At 50.1% G+C, this 17,981-nt stretch carries 14 protein-coding genes; 12 read left to right on the top strand and 2 right to left on the bottom strand.

Features of this window, described 5'->3' with window-relative positions; translation table 11 throughout:
- Nucleotides 1-48: 48 nt before the first annotated feature.
- Nucleotides 49-1,734: a methyl-accepting chemotaxis protein gene (locus tag IEW74_RS13980; protein WP_188666289.1), complete on the top strand. Its 1,686-nt coding sequence runs from the start codon at nt 49-51 to the stop codon at nt 1,732-1,734.
- 33 nt (nt 1,735-1,767) lie between these two features.
- Here IEW74_RS13980 and IEW74_RS13975 read toward each other — a convergent pair whose 3' ends face one another.
- Complete coding sequence (locus tag IEW74_RS13975; RefSeq protein ID WP_188666287.1) at nt 1,768-2,178, bottom strand: DUF3775 domain-containing protein; 411 nt, start codon at nt 2,176-2,178, stop codon at nt 1,768-1,770.
- Between the two features lie 95 nt (nt 2,179-2,273).
- Between IEW74_RS13975 and IEW74_RS13970 the strand changes: the two genes are divergently transcribed.
- The 11 genes from IEW74_RS13970 (at nt 2,274) to IEW74_RS13920 (ending at nt 14,890) form a co-directional block, all read left to right on the top strand.
- Complete coding sequence (locus IEW74_RS13970; RefSeq protein WP_188666285.1) at nt 2,274-3,275, top strand: NADH-quinone oxidoreductase subunit B family protein; 1,002 nt, start codon at nt 2,274-2,276, stop codon at nt 3,273-3,275.
- 17 nt (nt 3,276-3,292) lie between these two features.
- Nucleotides 3,293-4,729: a nickel-dependent hydrogenase large subunit gene (locus tag IEW74_RS13965; protein WP_188666283.1), complete on the top strand. Its 1,437-nt coding sequence runs from the start codon at nt 3,293-3,295 to the stop codon at nt 4,727-4,729.
- Between the two features lie 157 nt (nt 4,730-4,886).
- Nucleotides 4,887-6,065 (top strand): nickel-dependent hydrogenase large subunit, encoded by a 1,179-nt coding sequence (locus IEW74_RS13960; protein WP_188666282.1) that lies wholly within the window; start codon nt 4,887-4,889, stop codon nt 6,063-6,065.
- 1 nt (nt 6,066) lies between these two features.
- A complete protein-coding gene (hypA, locus tag IEW74_RS13955; protein ID WP_188666281.1) occupies nt 6,067-6,408 on the top strand; it encodes a hydrogenase maturation nickel metallochaperone HypA in 342 nt (113 codons plus the stop codon).
- Nucleotides 6,409-7,266 carry a hydrogenase nickel incorporation protein HypB gene (gene hypB / locus IEW74_RS13950; RefSeq protein WP_188666280.1) on the top strand — a complete coding sequence of 286 codons (858 nt, stop codon included), beginning with the start codon at nt 6,409-6,411 and terminating at the stop codon, nt 7,264-7,266.
- Nucleotides 7,226-9,454 (top strand): carbamoyltransferase HypF, encoded by a 2,229-nt coding sequence (hypF, locus tag IEW74_RS13945; protein ID WP_229734371.1) that lies wholly within the window; start codon nt 7,226-7,228, stop codon nt 9,452-9,454. The genes hypB and hypF overlap by 41 nt, the downstream gene beginning before the upstream one ends.
- A gap of 4 nt (nt 9,455-9,458) precedes the next feature.
- Nucleotides 9,459-9,692: a HypC/HybG/HupF family hydrogenase formation chaperone gene (locus IEW74_RS13940; protein WP_188666279.1), complete on the top strand. Its 234-nt coding sequence runs from the start codon at nt 9,459-9,461 to the stop codon at nt 9,690-9,692.
- On the top strand, nt 9,689-10,816 hold the full coding sequence (hypD, locus tag IEW74_RS13935) for a hydrogenase formation protein HypD (RefSeq protein ID WP_188666278.1): 1,128 nt from the start codon (nt 9,689-9,691) through the stop codon (nt 10,814-10,816). Before IEW74_RS13940 ends, hypD begins: the two co-directional genes overlap by 4 nt.
- Before the next feature lie 27 nt (nt 10,817-10,843).
- Complete coding sequence (gene hypE, locus IEW74_RS13930) at nt 10,844-11,890, top strand: hydrogenase expression/formation protein HypE (RefSeq protein WP_188666277.1); 1,047 nt, start codon at nt 10,844-10,846, stop codon at nt 11,888-11,890.
- Nucleotides 11,891-13,531: a hydrogenase maturation protein gene (locus IEW74_RS13925; protein WP_188666276.1), complete on the top strand. Its 1,641-nt coding sequence runs from the start codon at nt 11,891-11,893 to the stop codon at nt 13,529-13,531.
- A gap of 24 nt (nt 13,532-13,555) precedes the next feature.
- Entirely contained in the window at nt 13,556-14,890 is a 1,335-nt protein-coding gene (locus IEW74_RS13920) for a PAS domain-containing sensor histidine kinase (RefSeq protein ID WP_188666275.1), read from the top strand.
- On the opposite strand, the gene IEW74_RS13915 is transcribed toward IEW74_RS13920, so the two are convergent.
- Nucleotides 14,862-17,978: a LuxQ periplasmic sensor domain-containing protein gene (locus IEW74_RS13915; protein ID WP_188666273.1), complete on the bottom strand. Its 3,117-nt coding sequence runs from the start codon at nt 17,976-17,978 to the stop codon at nt 14,862-14,864. The two genes, IEW74_RS13920 and IEW74_RS13915, sit on opposite strands and share 29 nt — an antisense overlap.
- Between the last annotated feature and the right edge of the window lie 3 nt (nt 17,979-17,981).

Genomic DNA, 17,981 nt, shown 5'->3' with positions numbered 1-17,981 from the left:
AAAAATAATATACCCCCTAAATTCAATCAGTTGCAGAGGTGCCAAGCTATGAAACTTGGAAATATTCGCTTAGGCCGCAAGCTGGGTGTGATAATGGCAATTTCATTATCCGGCTTGATCTTAATCACAGTCTTTGGCCTTAAGGCCCTCGACGATAATCTACTTGCAGAACGTGAACGACAAGCCAAAAATATGGTCGAAGCAACCTACACCTTGCTTGATGGATTACAAAAACGCGTTGTCACCAACGAAATCTCGCTTGAAACAGCAAAAAATGAAGCAACCCATGCCATCAACGCCATTCGTTATGGGGAAGAAGACTATATCTGGGTCAACGATTTACAGCATATCATGGTCGTGCATCCAACCAATCCCAAATTAAACGGACAGGATGTAAGTGGCTTTAAAGACCCTGATGGAAAAATGCTGTTTCAGGATATTGTGAAGCTTGCGAAATCCTCAAAGGAAGGCAGCGTCGAATATCGTTGGCCCAAACCCGGCTTTAATGACCCTGTGGATAAAATCTCCTATATCAAACTGTTTGAACCTTGGGGGTGGGTAATTGGAACAGGTGTTTATCTAGATGAGGTTCAGGCAACTTTCTGGGCAGAAGCCACCAAAGAGGCCCTTATCTTTCTGGCTGCAACCCTTGTGATTGCATTGGGGGCTTTTGTCGTTGCAAAAGATATCAGCACCAGCGTGGATCAACTGTCCATCGCCATGAAACGTCTGGCAGAAGGCCATACAGAAGAGGTAACGCCACTGCAGGGACGGCGTGATGAAGTCGGGGAAATGGCCCATAGCGTCGAATATTTCCGCGCACAAATGATTGAAAACGCACAACTGGCCACCCGCCAACGTGAGGAAGAAGAAGCCCAACGTCAACGTGCGCGCACCATTCAAAAACTCGCCAGCGAATTTGACATGGGTGTCAATATCGCCCTTCAACAAGTGGCCTCTGCCGCACAGCAACTGGATATGACCGCCAACGGCATGAGCGCAACTGCCACGCAAACCAGTACACAAGCCTCCGCTGTTGCCAGTGCCTCTCAACAAACGGCAACCAATGTGGAAACCGTTGCAGCGGCTTCTGAAGAACTTACTGCCTCCATTCACGAAGTCGGTCAACAGGTCGCGCAATCGTCGCAAATCGCACAACAGGCGGCCCGTAAGGTGACGGAAAGTCAGGGTACCGTTCGCACCTTGTCAGAAACGGCAAGCCGGATTTCAGAAGCCTCCCAATTGATTGGTGATATTGCCGATCAAACCAATATGCTGGCCCTGAACGCAACCATTGAAGCCGCCCGCGCAGGCGAAGCAGGCAAAGGGTTTGCGGTTGTGGCTTCCGAAGTCAAAACTCTTGCAACCCAGACCGGGCGGGCAACCGAAGAAATCGCCGCCCATGTCAGCGCCATCCAGAAGGTCAGCCGCGATACGGTGGAAGCGATTTCAGAAATCAACCATATCATCACCGAAATGAATGAAATTGCCGCCGCTGTTGCCGCCGCCGTCGAAGAACAGGATGCCGCAACATCCGAGATTGCCCGCAATATCGAACAAGCTTCCCTCGGTACGCAGGAGGTCAATCAAAACATTTTACATGTCAATGATGCCGCCAACGATACGGGCGCAGCCTCCAAAGAAGTCCTGCATGCGTCATCACAATTAAACGACCAATCCACATCCCTGCGTTCAATCGTTGAAGATTTCCTGAAAGGGGTGAAATCTGCTTAAGAACGATACAGTCCCCTGCTAAACGGTGGGGGACTATAACCGTCCAATTTCAAATTCTTCGATAGAAACACCCATTTCGGACAGACCTTCTTCCAAATAGTCCGATAGCAAAGGCGTTCCCATTAAATATTCCGGCGTGCTTTTGCCACTCGGGTCGGCTTCAACAGCTTGCGCATAAGCCTCCCCAAATTCGTCCTTGGAATAACTGCCCCGCCCCAGCCACACAAGCGCAACCAGTTCATGTAACTGATCCACATTCAAGTTTGCCAGAGCTTCATGCAATTCAGCTTCGGTGGCATCATCTGCATAATCTTGCAAGATTTCCACACAACCATCGTCAATTGCATCGGATTCCCGATCACGGCCTTCCGGGTCCACCTTCACGTCGAATTCGCGTGCTTTCATAATGATATAAAAGACGCTGTCTGCACTGAGATACCTCATCACGTCCTCCCCGTTTGAAGAGACACATAGACATTTTCTCTATGTCTGAAGTAAGATACCACGTCTATCGGGTAACAAAGTTGATTTAGGTCACCATGTCACACACAAATGCGCTCTGGCTTCAATGCGGTGCTTGCGGGGGGTGTTCCATGTCCTTACTGGGCTATGAAGGAACCAATCTGCTAGATGCATTCGACAGTGCAGGCATTCATTTTTTATGGCATCCGGCCCTGAGCGAAACCTCCGGACGGCCCGTCATTGACCTGATGATTGATATTGTCTCCGGCAAAACCAAACTGGATTTGTTGATTGTCGAAGGCACGCCCTTGCTTGGCCCCAATGGCACCGGGCGCTATCAAATGATGGGCGGGTCGGAAAAACCCATGATCACATGGTTGATCGAATTGGCCCACAAGGCAAAATACTGTGTGGCGGTGGGCAGTTGCGCGGCATACGGCGGCATCCCGATGGCCGGGGACGAACGGCTGGAAGCCACCGGCCTGCAATATCAGTCCCGTCAGATCGGCGGGCTTTTAGGGGAAGATTATCGATCCGGTTCCGGTCTGGCGGTGATTAACATTCCCGGTTGCGCCCCTCACCCCGACTGGATTGTCGAAACCTTATCCTGCCTTGCCGATGAAAGCTTATCCGCACAAGATTTTGACCCGGAAGGACGGCCACTGGCCTATTTTGGTCACCTTGCCCACCACGGCTGTCCGCGCAACGAATATTATGAATTCAAAGCCAGCGCCGCAGAAGATTCCGATCAGGGATGCCTGATGGAAAATTTAGGCTGCAAAGGCACCCAAGCCCTTGGCGATTGTAATATCCGCCCGTGGAACGGGTCCGGGTCCTGTCTGCAAGGGGGATATTCCTGTATCGCCTGCACCATGCCGGGATTTGAAGATCCGGGTTCCCCCTTTTTGGAAACCGCCAAAATTGCCGGTATTCCGGTTGGCTTGCCCAGTGATATGCCAAAGGCATGGTTTGTCGCACTGGCGGCCCTTTCAAAATCCGCAACACCGCAACGGGTACGTGAAAACGCCCATTCCGATAAAATCGTCCATCAACCGACCCGAAAAAAAGCCACGAATTAAAACCAAAGAGCATACTTATGTCACGCAAGATCATCGGCCCTTTTTCCCGCGTCGAAGGCCATTTGGAAATCGACCTGAACCGCAACGGACCCAGCGTTGTGGACGCACAGGTCAATTCACCGATGTATCGTGGCATGGAAACCATCCTGCTGGATCGTGCCCCGATGGATGCCCTGACGATTGTGCCACGTATTTGCGGTATTTGTTCGGTTTCTCAGTCCGTTGCTGCTGCGCAAGCACTGGCGAAATTATCAGACGTTAGCCCCCCTAAAAACGGGCAACTGGTCACCAATCTGGTCTTGGCCTGTGAAATGCTATCCAATCATCTGACGCACTTTTATTTGTTTTTTATGCCCGATTTTGCCCGCGATATTTATGCAAACCGCCGCTGGTATAACAATGCCCTGCGGTTTCAGGCGCAACGCGGAAACGCACAAGCAGAAGTCTTGGACGCACGCAACCGTTTTTTGCACATGATGGGGGAACTGGCCGGCAAATGGCCCCATACCCTTGCCTTGCGCCCCAGTGGCACCACATCGACTGTTCATGCCGCACAAAAACGAAAACTCAAAACCATCCTGACAGGGATGCGCCGTTTTCTGGAAACCACCTTGTTTGGTTGCCCCCTCAACGACATGCTTGCCCTGAAATCCAGATCCGACCTTCACACTTGGGCCAAAGAAGGACGGGGCGACCTCAGCTTTTTCATACATTTATCTGAAGCCTTGTCCTTGGATAAAATGGGCAAAAGCCAATCGGTTTTGCTGGCAGGTGGTGGGTTGCCTCTTGAAAACAAAAAATTGTTCAAACAAGGGATCTTTAAGGAGCAACATTTCGCCCCCTTGCCCGTCGATAAAATCAATGAAGATATTTCCCACAGTTTTATGGCAGGCGCGACCATGCAATTCCCGCAAAATGCCAAAAATGACCCGGACCTTGATCAAAACAACGCCTATAGCTGGTGCAAAGCCCCGCGTTTAGGGTCAGACCGCTGCGAGGTCGGTGCCTTGGCCCGTCACGTCATCAATGGCCATCCTCTGTTTTGTGATCTTTATGCGCAGGAAGGCAGTACGGTAAAAAGCCGCATTTTTGCCCGCGCATGGGAAATGGCCTTTCTGGTTGATGCGATGGAAAACTGGATTGATCAAATCGACCCCAATGCGCCCTTTTATACACCCTTTACCCCGGCACAGAACGGACAGGCCTTCGCCTTTATCGAAGCGGCACGCGGGACTTTGGGCCATTGGATCGGCGTAGAGGACAACAAGATTACCAACTATCAAATCATTGCCCCGACCACGTGGAACTTCTCCCCCCGTGATCAAGCCGGGCAACCCGGTCCACTGGAAAGCGCCTTGGAAGGTGCCCCCATCCTATCCGGGGAAGACGATCCGGTTTCCGTGCAACATATTGTGCGTTCGTTCGACCCTTGCATGGCCTGTACCGTCCATTAAAGTGGAAGAATGGTTTCCATATACCGGACTCCTTCCTTCCACATACATCTTCAACACCCCGATCAAAACCTTGCAAAGCCTAGACTTAAGTATGAAATAAAGATGGCACGCCTTTTGCTGTCTATGACTGAAGGCATGACAAGGGGTAAAGAAGCAAATGAATGTGGGCGCAGACCATATTGTTCTGAAACTGGTCACACAGCAAAACCGGGTTGAGGATGTTCACATTGCCTCCAATCGGACCACAATGGCGGCCCGGATACTGGAAGGGAAATCTCCGCATGAAGCTTGCGCTTTCGTTCCCTTGCTGTTCAGCCTATGTGGCACCGCACAGCATCAAGCTGCCCTCAGCGCGATGGAACAGGCCTTGGGTTATATCCCCAGTCCCGCACATAAAACGGCACGCCACCTCCTGCTATTGGCGGAAGGGATCGCGGAACATACCACCCGCCTGTTAATTGATTGGGCCGAATTGGCCGGACAGGATAAAAATATCGAACAAATCCGCGATATCCGCCAAACCCTCTCCTCTTTCAAAAAACTGATTTTTACAGAAAGTGGGCATGACAAAATCGGCGGCGGTACACTGGCCCCTGACATGACAAAGCTCAGCAGTGAATTTTCTCGACTGCGCACGGTTATTCAATCCGAAATCTTCCAAATCACGCCACGTGAATTTGCAGACCTGCCAAACAAGGAAGCTTTGGAAAACTGGATTACCACAACCGACAGCCTTCCGGCGCGCTGTTTAAAACACTGGCAACAAGAAGGCTTATCCGACATCATCTGGCCCATCACCCAAGGATTAATGGATTTCGCCCCCGAAGAAATCGCCCGGCATATGGACGCAGAAAATGCCGCCCCATTCATCACCTACCCCACTTGGGATGGGCAGCCCTGTCAGACCGGGGCCTTGATGCGCCACCTCAGTCACCCGTTTTTGCGTCAGTTTGACCATAGTGCGCTTTCCTATTTTTGTGCGAAATTAATCGACCTTGCCGTTATGATCGAAGACTTTGAAAAAAATATCAGCGGGTTGAAACAGGGCAATGAGCTTTATCACACCAAGGCCACCTATAAAGGATACGCACAAATCGAAGCCGTACGCGGACAACTTAGCCACCGGGTCTGGATTAATCCGCAAAATGACACAATTGCGCGTTACCGTATCCTTGCCCCGACCGAATGGAATTTCCACCCCAATGGAATTTTGAAACAAGCCCTGATCGGGGTGAAGGCCGCAAATGAAAATAAACTCAAACAAATCGCACAAACCAGTGTCCTTGCATTGGACCCCTGTGTCGCCTGCCGGGTAGAGATTGAGGAACAAAATTAAAATGCATGAAATGTCATTGACACAGGGTGTGCTGAATATTCTGGAAGATTATGCAAAGACAAACGGGTTTGCCAAAGTCAAAACAGTCTGGTTGGAAATCGGACAGCTTTCCCATGTGGAGCCCGAAGCTATGGCCTTTTGCTTTGATGCCGTTATGAAAGGCACAATCGCCGATGGGGCCAAACTTGAAATCGTTGAAACACCGGGCAAAGCCATTTGTGTGGACTGCGCCGAAGAATTGGAAATTGCCTCGCGCATTGCCCAATGTCCCAAATGTGGCAGCTACAAGCTCCATATATCAGGTGGCGATGAAATGCGGGTCAAAGAACTGGAGGTCGAATAAATGTGTACAGTTTGCGGATGCGGCACCGCCAAAATCGAAGGTAGCCATAAACACGATCACAGCCACAGCCATGATGAGGGATGCGGGTGCAGCCATCACCATCACGATCATTCACATGACCATGACCACCACCATCATAACCATGATATGCATTTCGGTGAAAACGAGGCAGGCGTATCTGTCCCCGGTATGGAAACCAAACGCCTGATTTCTATTGAGCAGGATATCCTGAGTAAAAACGACCATATCGCTGCCCACAACCGCGTCCATTTCAAGGAAGATGGTATTTTCGTGCTTAATCTCGTTTCCTCACCGGGATCGGGTAAAACCACCCTGTTGACCCGCACCTTGACGGATTTAAAAGATCAATTGCCCATTGCCGTCATCGAAGGGGACCAGCAAACCGCAAATGATGCAGATCGTATCCGTGAAACCGGCGTACCTGCCTTGCAGGTCAATACCGGCAAAGGTTGCCATCTGGATGCCGACATGGTTGCCCAAGCCAGATCCCGTCTGGATATGCCCAAACAAGGTGTCCTGTTTATTGAAAATGTCGGCAATCTTGTTTGCCCTGCCGGTTTTGATTTGGGGGAAGCCCATAAAATCGCTATCCTGTCAGTGACAGAAGGCGAAGATAAACCGATCAAATATCCCGATATGTTTGCCGCCGCCGATATTATGATCCTGACCAAAACCGACCTGCTGCCTTATCTGGATTTTGATGTAGCGGCCTGCCTTGAGTACGCGCGATGCGTCAACCCCGACCTGAAAATCTTCCAATTGTCCTCCAAAAACGGGGATGGGCTGGATCAATGGTATGACTGGATCAAAGCCGGTGTTGATGCAGCCCAATCTTAAACGAATTCAATATCGCGTGCGCGGTCAGGTACAAGGGGTCGGCTTTCGCCCCTTTGTCTATCAACTCGCCTGGGATTTGGGGCTGACCGGTTGGGTCTTAAATGACCAAGAAGGTGTGTTGATCGAGGTTCAAGGCAGCACCACAAACGCTTTCCTCGATGCGTTACATAAACAGGCGCCTGCCCTGTCACGCATTCAAAGCATCGAAGAAAAAGAAATTGAGAAAAAGGAAAATGAAGCTGTTTTTCTGATCCGCGAAAGTGAATGTGGGGACGTTCAAACAGATATCATTCCTGATGCCGCCATTTGCCCGGATTGTCTGTCGGAAATGCGCGACCCAAACGATCGACGTTATGGCTATCCTTTTTTAAACTGCACCCATTGCGGACCACGCTATACCATCACCCACAGCCTGCCTTATGATCGGGCGCAAACGTCTATGGCTGCATTTGAAATGTGCCCGGCCTGCGAAGCTGAATACCGTGATCCAACCAATCGGCGTTTTCATGCCCAGCCAACCTGCTGTCCCAACTGCGGTCCTCGTCTTTCTATGGATATCAGTGAAATTGCCAACCGTATCCGCCAAGGTCAAATCCTCGCCATTAAGGGATTAGGTGGGTTCCATCTGGTTTGTGATGCCCATAACGAAACAGCCATTGAAAAGTTGCGCAAACGCAAAAACCGCGCCGCCAAACCCTTTGCTGTCATGGTTGCCGATTGCAAGGGAATAAATAGTTTTGCCAAGCTGGATAAAGATGAACAAGCCCTGCTGGAAAGCCCTGAACGCCCCATCGTTTTACTGCGCAAAAAAAAGAGTAATCTACCAGACACGATTGCCCCAAACTTAAACCGCATCGGGGTTATGCTGCCTTACACCCCCTTGCATTACCTGATTATGGATGCCTTGCGGGGACGGCCCCTTGTTATGACCAGCGCAAACCCCGGTGGGGAACCTTTGGTCATTGCAAATGACGAGGCCGAACACCGTTTATCAAACATCGCAGATGCTATTGTCACCCATAACCGGGATATCCTCATCCGTGTGGATGACAGCGTGGTGCGCCATGACCTCAGCGGTCCGACCGTCCTGCGTTCGGCCCGTGGATTTACACCGCGCCCCATCGCCTTAACACAGGATACCTCCAGCATATTGGGATTGGGGGCTTTTCTGAAAAACACAATCTGTCTGACACGGGCAAACCATGCTTATCTGTCCCAACATATCGGGGACTTGGACAACGTGGCAACCTTGTGCTTTCAGGAAGAAACGTTTGATCATTTGCGCAAAATTCTGCACGTCGATCCCGTCCTCGCCGTACATGATCTGCATCCCGATTTTGCCAGCACACGCTTTGCTCATAGTCTGGGAATTGAGACCTTTGCCGTCCAACATCATCATGCCCATATTGCCTCGGTTCTGGCAGAACATCAAATTGACGGGCCAGTGATCGGTCTTGCGCTTGACGGATTCGGCCTTGGAGACAATGGCAAAAGCTGGGGTGGTGAATTATTCAAAGTGGATGGATTAAACTGTACCCGTATCGGGCATCTACGCCCCTTGGCTCAACCGGGTGGCGACAAAGCGGCTGTTGAACCGTGGCGTATGGGGGCCAGCGCCCTGCATGCCTTGGGTCGCCGTGATGAAATCGACAGCCGTTTTGCAGGCCACGACACACAAACCTTAAAATTAATGCTGGATAAAGGCCTAAATTCCCCACAAACATCTTCAATGGGCCGATTGTTTGATGCGGCTTGCGGCCTATTAGGTGTTTGTGAAATCGCACAATATGAAGGTCATGCGCCGATGATGCTGGAAAGCCTTGTCAGCCGGATCGAGGTTGACCCACAAGGCTGGCATCTGGAAGAAAACGGGGTGTTAAACCTGCTTTCCCTGCTGAATACATTGTGTGAGCGCACCGCACAAAGCGGGGCCAACCTGTTTCATGGCACCTTGGTTTTCGCCCTTGCCGACTGGGTGGAACAGGCCTGCACAAAACATAATATTTCCCGTGTTGCCTTATCGGGGGGATGTTTCCTGAATGAAATTCTCAGTCAAGGCTTAAAGCGTAAATTGCAACAAGCCGGTCTTGAGGTTTATCTTAATCAACATGTCCCCTTAAGCGATGCGGGCCTATCACTGGGCCAAGTCTGGCTGGGACAACAAAAACTACTACGGGACGGGAGCTAATCTAATGTGTCTTGCCATGCCATCCAAAGTCGTTGACGTCTTGAACGACGATATGGCCATCATTGAACTGGGTGGGGTAAAGAAAACCATCTCGCTTGGTTTAGTGGAAGATGTCACCCCCGGGGATTACGTCATCGTTCATGTCGGTTATGCCCTGTCCAAAATTGACGAGGACGAAGCCCTGAAGACCATCGCCTTGTTTGAAGAAATGACCAAAAACGAAAGTGTCGCCCCATGAAACATGTGGATGAATATCGCAACGGGGACACCGCGCAAAAACTGGCCGCGACCCTTGCGCGCGAAGTAGATCCGGCACGTGATTACCGCCTGATGGAATTTTGTGGCGGGCATACCCACGCCATTTTTCGTTACGGTGTACAGGACCTTTTGCCCGGTAACGTCAAAATGATCCACGGGCCGGGTTGTCCGGTCTGCGTTTTGCCCATATCACGCATTGATCAGGCGATTGCTTATGCGCGCCGTTCGGATGTTATTTTATGTTCCTATGGTGATATGTTGCGTGTCCCGGGGTCCAAATTCACCAGTCTAATGAAAGCCAAGGCCGAAGGTTGCGATGTGCGTATGGTCTATTCCACATTGGATGCCTTGGAACTGGCGCAGAACAACCCCGATAAAAAGATCGTTTTCTTTGCCATCGGGTTTGAAACCACCACACCACCAACCGCAATGGCGATTAAACAGGCCGAGACGATGGGGCTTAAAAATTTCTTTATTCTGTCCAACCACGTTCTGACCCCATCGGCCATTCAAAACATTCTGGAAAGCCCGGATGTGCGTGCCTTGGGCAGTGTGCCGCTGGATGGGTTTCTTGGTCCGGCCCATGTCAGTGTGGTTATCGGCTCGCAACCTTATGAATATTTTGTAGAAGAATTCCAGCGCCCCGTCGTTATTTCCGGGTTTGAACCACTGGACGTGATGCAGTCCATCCTGATGCTGGTGCGCCAATTAAACGAAGGCCGCGCCGAAGTCGAAAACCAATATCTGCGCGCCGTCACCCACATGGGCAATACCAAAGCCAAGAAACTGGTTGCGGAAATTTTCGAACTGCGCCGTGTCTTTGAATGGCGTGGATTAGGCGAGGTCCCCTATTCCGGCCTGCGCATTAAAGAAGAATATGCCGCCTTTGACGCTGAAGTTCAAATCCCGGTGGAAACGCCGCCTGCGCGCGAAAACAAAGCCTGTGAATGCCCTGCTATCCTGCGCGGTATGAAAAAACCGACCGATTGCAAACTGTTTGGTACCCATTGCACACCGGAAAACCCGATGGGGTCTTGCATGGTTTCCGCCGAAGGGGCGTGCGCGGCTTATTATTCCTACGGTCGTTTCCGCGAAGCCGTTTAACGTCTTACATAAAAAGAGAACAAATCAATGTCCACACGTACAGCCTATACCCGTAGTCTTGATTTAAAAAACGGTGTCGTTGAAATGAGCCACGGCGGCGGCGGTCGGGCCATGTCACAACTGATCGAACAATTGTTCGGGGACGCATTTGCCAATGATATCCTTGCCCAAGGCAATGATCAGGCTGCCTTTGAACTGCCGCGTGGCAAGGTGGTTATGAGCACAGACAGTTTCGTTATTTCCCCGCTGTTTTTCCCCGGTGGCAATATCGGTAATCTGGCGGTCCACGGCACCGTCAACGATGTGGCTTTGTCCGGTGGTCAACCGCTTTACCTCACTGCCGGATTTATTCTGGAAGAAGGCTTTCCCTTAAAAGATTTAAAAACCATTGTCGATAGCATGGCCCACGCCGCCCACGAGGCCGGGGTCTATATCGTCACCGGCGATACCAAGGTTGTGGAACGCGGTCACGGCGACGGGGTCTATATCAACACAACAGGCATTGGCGTTATCACAGATGACATCCATATTTCTGGTGAACGCGCCAGACCGGGCGATAAAATCCTGATAAACGGATATGTCGGTGATCATGGCGTTGCCATCATGTCCTTGCGCGAAGGATTGGGGTTTGAAGCATCCGTGCAATCTGATTGTGCCAGCCTGAACGGTCTGATTGGCGATATGGTCAAGGCGGTTCCCGACATCCATGTCATGCGCGACCCGACACGGGGCGGACTGGCCGCAACTTTAAACGAAATTGCCCGTCAAAGCGGGGTCGGCATGATGTTAAACGAACCCGATATCCCCATTCGTGATCAAGTGCGCGGGGCTTGCGAAATCCTCGGCCTTGATCCCCTGTATGTCGCCAATGAAGGCAAGCTTCTTGCCATCTGCCCTGAAGATCAGGCTGAAACCTTATTGCACGCCATGCAGGCTCATCCACTGGGAAAACAGGCCGCCATCATCGGAAGCGTCATTGAAGATGCCAACAGTTTTGTCCAGCTTAAAACCGGATTTGGTGGCACCCGCGTTGTCGATTGGATTGCCGGTGAACAATTACCGAGGATTTGTTAAATGAAAATCCTGCTGCTTACCCACAGCTTCAACAGCTTGACCCAGCGTTTATATGTGGAAATTGAACGCCTCGGCCATGAGGTCAGCGTTGAATTTGACATCAACGATCATGTTACCGAAGAAGCCGTTGATCTTTTTCAACCCGATATCCTGATCGCGCCTTTTTTAAAACGCGCTATTCCTGAATCGGTTTGGTCCAAGTTAACCTGTTTAATCGTGCATCCCGGCCCGAAAGGGGACCGGGGGCCATCCTCGTTGGACTGGGCCATTTTACGGGGGGAAAAACAATGGGGTGTTACTTTGTTGCAAGCCGTTGCCGACATGGATGCCGGCCCCATTTGGGCAAGCCGCCGTTTTGCCATGCGCACCGCCCCGAAAAGCAGTATTTATCGCAACGAAGTTTCAGACGGGGCGGTGGAATGTGTACTGGAAGCCTTGGCCAAATTTCAAGATCGGAATTTCATCCCCGAACCGTTACAAGGCGATGGAAACTGGAACGGTCTGATGAAACAAACCGATCGACACATTGATTGGGGCACTGATGACAGCGCAACCGTCTTGCGTAAAATTCAATGCGGAGATGGTAATCCCGGCGTTTTAGATATCATTAATGATAGCGAAGTTTATCTGCATAACGCGTGTCTTGAACCAAGCCTAAAGGGAACGCCCGGTGACATTCTGGCAACCCGAAACGGGGCCATTTGCCGGGCCACAACCGATGGGGCTATCTGGATCGGACATTTACGCAAAAAAGGCAAAGACACCTTCAAACTGCCTGCGACCGAAATTCTGGGCCTGCCTTATGGGGAGGGCGAACGCGATATCACCTTCGAAAAAGAAGGCGAAATCGGTTACCTGCATTTTCCTTTTCATAACGGGGCCATGAACACAGACCAGTGCCAACGCCTGTTGCACGCGTATGAAAACGCACGTACGGACAAAGACATTCACACCATCGTCTTGATGGGCGGGGAAGATTTCTTTTCCAACGGGATTCACCTGAATGCGATTGAAGCCGCACCGCGTCCTGCCGAAGAAAGCTGGCATAATATCAACGCGATGGATGATTTATGCGAAGCCATCATCCGCACCACGGATAAAGTCACCGTTGCTGCCCTCAGTGGCAATGCAGGTGCCGGCGGTGTGTTCTTTGCGCTGACTTGCGATAAAATTTATGCCCGCAACGGTGTTGTCTTAAACCCGCATTATAAAAATATGGGCAATCTGTTCGGATCTGAATATTGGACCTATCTGTTACCCAAACGGGTCGGTACTGGCAATGAGTCCCTTGTTATGGAGCACCGTCTTCCAATCTCTGCTATTAACGGCGTGGAGATGGGGCTTCTCACCAGTTGTTTTGGCGAAACGGTTGCCCAGTTCAGAGAGATTTTGCGCAAAAAAGTACACGAACTGGACCATCACGCCATTCTTGCCGACAAGCCTGTTGTGCGGGAAAAAGACGAAGCGAAAAAGCCCCTGAATGAGTATCGCCGCGAAGAACTGGAACATATGAAGCTGAATTTTTTCGGCTTTGATCCCAGTTATCATGTGGCGCGATATAAATTTGTTTTGCGCGAACCCAAATCCCACACCCCACTTTATCTTGCCAAACACCGCCAACGGGTCAAGAATAGGATGTAGCGCAGTGTCATAAACGGAAAAATCATGGGACAAAACCAGCCGCCGCATAATCCACTGGAACTGAACGATGGGCAGGAACATGCCTGGGTCGAAGTCATTCAGAAAATGGACGAAGTCTATTCTGACCTGCTGGAACGCGAAGTCGATTTGGAAAACAAAAATGCAGAACTCGAAGAAGCCCATGACTTCATCGACAGTATTTTGGAGGCCATGTCCGATGTCGTCATTGTCTGTGACCGGGTCGGGCGGATCGTCAAAGTCAATGGCCCCTTGCTGGAACGCACAGGCTTTGAAGAAGCCGAATTGTTCGGACGACCGATTTCCGTTCTTCTGGGCCAACAGTTTGAAGAACGTTTTCGCAAACTGATCCCGCCAACCAAAACTAAAAACCTGCAGGATTATGAAACCAAACTTCAACATAAAACCCCGGATATTTCCGAATATGTATCGGTGAATTGCAGTTTGCATAAAACCGCCAGAGGGCAAGTTGACGGGCTGGTCATTGTCGGGCGCCCCATCGGGGAATTGCGCCAAGCCTATGACGATTTAAATAAAGCCCATGTTGAACTGAAAACCGCACAACATCATCTTTTGCAATCTGAAAAAATGGCCTCTATTGGTCGTCTGGTTGCCGGTGTCGCCCATGAATTGAACAATCCGATCAGTTTTCTGTACGGCAATGTACACAGCATGGAACGTTACAGCCAGAAAATGCGGACCTATATTGAAACATTACGCGAAGAACTACCCGTTCCTGTGCGTCAAAAACTGGATGAAGACTTAAAAATCAAACGCCTTCTGGATGATCTTCCCAATTTGTTGGCGGGGACACGCGAAGGGGCCGAACGGGTCAGTGAAATTGTCAATAATCTGCGCCGCCTGTCGTTTCGCGAGGGCAAAACGAAGGACTGCGTCGATATCTGTGATGTCATTAAAACGGCTGTTCTTTTTGCCAGCAAGGGGCGTGCAAGCAACCATCCGATCGAGCTTGACCTCAGTAATGATTTATATGTCGAAGGATCAGCAAACAGACTGCATCAGGTCATTCTGAACTTAGTTGAAAATGCCCTTGATGCCTCCAGCGCACAACCAGACACCCCGATTATTGTCCGTGCTGAAAAACATAACACAAACGTAAATATTTACGTACGTGATTGCGGCAACGGTGTTTCAGATGACGATCTTCACCGCATCTTTGACCCGTTTTTCACCACCAAACCCGTTGGTCAGGGGACGGGATTGGGTCTCTGGATTTCATATGAAATTGTGCAGGACCATAAGGGGCATATTTCTGTCCACAACCACGCAACCGGCGGGGCGGAATTTAAAGTCAGTTTACCTGTGTATGCTTGCGAATAAGACCGAAGACATCCTTCAAATTAATCGGCTTGGATAGATAATCCGTAAACCCAACGGTCTGCGCACGGGCAATATCGGCGCGCATCGCCTGCGCCGTCACCGCAATAATCGGGAAATCACCAATTTGTTGTTTCTGGCGTAAGATTTCCATCATATCCCAGCCGCTCATCCTCGGCAGGTTCATATCTAAAAACAACAAATCCACATCATGTGTTTCAATATAAGCCAAGCCCTCTTCTGCCGTGCGTTTGATAATCAATTCAATATTCGGGGATTGCGCCAATGCATCCTGCATGAGGGTGCTGTTGCTGGGATTGTCTTCGACATATAAAATACTCAACGTACGTTTTAAAACGGGATTGATGGTTTCAATCCCGTGAAAAGCCGTCAACCCCTTGCGCCCGTCAATTAATTTCTGCTTATAAACAGGCAGACGAAACCAAAAACAGCTGCCTTCACCCGGGGTACTGTCCACGCCCAGCTCGCCCCCCATCAGACCGACAAGTTTATCCGTAATCGCCAAACCGATCCCGGTTCCCTCAATCTCGCTAAATTCTGCATTTAAGCGATTGAAAGGAACAAACAGTTCTTCCTTTTTCTTCAGGTCAATCCCCGGCCCGGTGTCGATAACATTAAATTGCACCATATCCAGACCAGCATCATATGCGCATGTAAAACGAACAATGCCCTGATCTTTATTATACTTGATCGCATTTCCACCCAAATTGACCAACACCTGTTTTAAACGGGTGAAATCCGCATAAATCAACGTGGTATTGTCTTCGGTAATCTCATTTATCAATTGAATACCACGATCATGTGCCAGACCCTCCAACAGGTCGATGACATCTTCCATCACATTATATGGATGAACCGGCTCAAGTGAAATTTCGACTTTGCGGGCTTCGATCTTTGCTAAATCCAGAATTTCATTAATCAGATTAAGCAAGTGATTGCCTGCTTTCAAAATCTGATTGATAAACTCTTTCTGACTGTCCTGTAGCTGGCTGCCTTTGGGCATCAAAAGAAGCTGCGCAAACCCCAGAATACCATTCAACGGTGTTCTGAGTTCATGGCTCATGGAAGAGAGAAATTCCGTTTTTGCCTGACTTGCATTTTCCGCTTCTTCCTTGGCGGTTTGCAATTCCTGTGCACGCAAATATTCTTCCGTCACATCACGCCCGGACCCGCGATACCCCAGAAAATCACCCGTCAACGAATTGAAAACCGGTTTGCCGCTGATCCGGAAAACGCGTTTCTCCCCGTGACGGTTCTTTAACGTATATTCAAATGCCCGGAAGGGTTCACGCCGCGCCAAGGTGCCCAGATGCGCGCGCCATTTTGGTTGCTCGCAGTCTTGCGGCGTCAAACCGATCAATTCTTCACGCGTCTTGCCCATGATTTCGTCTTCCAGAAAGCCCGAAACCATCATCGCTTTATCCGACATATAGCTGAACCGTAAATCCGGACCCATTTCCCAGAACCAATCGGACGAAGCTTCGGCAATATCGCGGAAACGTTCTTCGCTGTTGCGTAACTCTGCTTCGATCTGACGACGTTCGACAATTTCATCTTCCAAGGCCCGTGTGCGATTGGCAACGCGGCGTTCCAGCTCCTCATTTATGCGGTGCAATTCTTTTTCCGCATGTTTGCGTTGGGTAATATCCAGACCTTGCGCCAATACGGTCGCAACAGATCCATCCCGATGAAAGGCAACCGGTGAAATGCTCCAGGTGATATAATTAATTTGGGCAGTTTTGAAATTGCGATGCGCCATTTCCCAACCGTCGATCACTTCGCCATTCAAAGAACGTTCAAGAACGCTTATCTTGCGTTCAGACTCATCAGGTTGCACAATCGCCCCCATAATATCCTGAATATGCGGCGTTTGGCCCGCATCTATGACAAATCCCATCATCCGTTCGGCGGCCCGATTGAATTTGGTCATTCTTCCCTGCTCATCCCACACGATAATCGGAGAGGGGGCTAAATCGATTAAATTGGTCAAATAACGTTCATTTTCATGGATGGTCGCAACCATGTTGCCAACCACATCGCCCAAACGGTTAAATTCCCGTACGGGTCCCGCCTGAAAGCGCACGGTCCGATCCCCTTTGTTGACCTGATCAACATAGGCCGTTAATCGCAAAGTGCTATTGCGCATCAAGCGCCGGATCATATAAGCAATGCATAACGCCGTAATCAACGCCCCGACGACCAGCAAAATACCGCTCATGCGATATTCCTGCATCAGGTCAATTGCCGTATCACGTCGCATGAACGTAATAACGTTCAACTTCACACCGCCATTTACACCGATCTGAATATCCTGAGATGCCCCGACATAATCGCCAACTTTCATAATATCTTTATTGGCTTCCTGCGCGAGGGCCAGAACTTGCGCGTCATCCAGATGTTGACCTAAGGAATCGCTGCCGGCCTTTGTCAGAATGCGTTTCCCAGTTGTCAGATACAGTCGGGCAACATCCGCAGCCGCCATCAAACGTTTTGAGAACTGGATATTCTCCGTCAGGGCCAAGGCCACAAACGCGGACCCGATCACCTGCCCATATTGCCCCTCAATCAAGGGAACACTGTAAACCAGTGCCATTGTCTGTGACGCCGCATCCAATTCCACCAAGGACCATTTTTGAAAAACACGCGGTGTACTTTGATAGATTTTATCTGTGAATTTACTGAGAGGGCTGAGAAAGGAACTGGCATCCCCGACGATCTCGCCTTGTTGATTGGTAACAATCAGAACATCCAGATCGCGCATTTCATCCGATTGCATCACATCAAACAGAAAATTTTCGACATCCGGTTTTCCACCATTGCCAACCGCCTGAATGAGAGGCTGCAAATCTGATAAAAACGAGACACGCGCCGCAATTTGAGAGAGTTTCTCATTCAGGTTCAACTGGACAATCCGATGGCGATAATCAAATGACTGGCGAATCTCATGGTCAATCAGACGCTGTGCCGACATATAACTTGAAATGCCAAAGAGGGCTGAAACACTCAACACTCCGCCAAAGGAGAGTGCAAGAATAAATGTGCTCAGCCGAAAACCTTTATTATTATTCATTCT

The organism is Terasakiella brassicae (genome assembly GCF_014641495.1).
GTDB lineage: Bacteria > Pseudomonadota > Alphaproteobacteria > Rhodospirillales > Terasakiellaceae > Terasakiella > Terasakiella brassicae.
The sequence above is the reverse complement of the archived record's forward strand: the minus strand, read 5'-3'. Positions and strand labels throughout refer to the sequence as shown.

Excerpts from the sequence above, each read along its gene's own strand:
- IEW74_RS13940 (WP_188666279.1), top strand. The coding sequence starts at position 9,459 with ATGTGTCTTGCCATGCCATCCAAAGTCGTTGACGTCTTGAACGACGAT.
- IEW74_RS13975 (WP_188666287.1), bottom strand. The coding sequence starts at position 2,178 with ATGAGGTATCTCAGTGCAGACAGCGTCTTTTATATCATTATGAAAGCA.
- IEW74_RS13960 (WP_188666282.1), top strand. The coding sequence starts at position 4,887 with ATGAATGTGGGCGCAGACCATATTGTTCTGAAACTGGTCACACAGCAA.
- IEW74_RS13925 (WP_188666276.1), top strand. The coding sequence starts at position 11,891 with ATGAAAATCCTGCTGCTTACCCACAGCTTCAACAGCTTGACCCAGCGT.
- IEW74_RS13915 (WP_188666273.1), bottom strand. The coding sequence starts at position 17,978 with ATGAATAATAATAAAGGTTTTCGGCTGAGCACATTTATTCTTGCACTC.
- IEW74_RS13970 (WP_188666285.1), top strand. The coding sequence starts at position 2,274 with ATGTCACACACAAATGCGCTCTGGCTTCAATGCGGTGCTTGCGGGGGG.
- hypB (WP_188666280.1), top strand. The coding sequence starts at position 6,409 with ATGTGTACAGTTTGCGGATGCGGCACCGCCAAAATCGAAGGTAGCCAT.
- IEW74_RS13965 (WP_188666283.1), top strand. The coding sequence starts at position 3,293 with ATGTCACGCAAGATCATCGGCCCTTTTTCCCGCGTCGAAGGCCATTTG.
- hypD (WP_188666278.1), top strand. The coding sequence starts at position 9,689 with ATGAAACATGTGGATGAATATCGCAACGGGGACACCGCGCAAAAACTG.
- IEW74_RS13980 (WP_188666289.1), top strand. The coding sequence starts at position 49 with ATGAAACTTGGAAATATTCGCTTAGGCCGCAAGCTGGGTGTGATAATG.
- IEW74_RS13920 (WP_188666275.1), top strand. The coding sequence starts at position 13,556 with ATGGGACAAAACCAGCCGCCGCATAATCCACTGGAACTGAACGATGGG.
- hypA (WP_188666281.1), top strand. The coding sequence starts at position 6,067 with ATGCATGAAATGTCATTGACACAGGGTGTGCTGAATATTCTGGAAGAT.
- hypF (WP_229734371.1), top strand. The coding sequence starts at position 7,226 with ATGACTGGATCAAAGCCGGTGTTGATGCAGCCCAATCTTAAACGAATT.
- hypE (WP_188666277.1), top strand. The coding sequence starts at position 10,844 with ATGTCCACACGTACAGCCTATACCCGTAGTCTTGATTTAAAAAACGGT.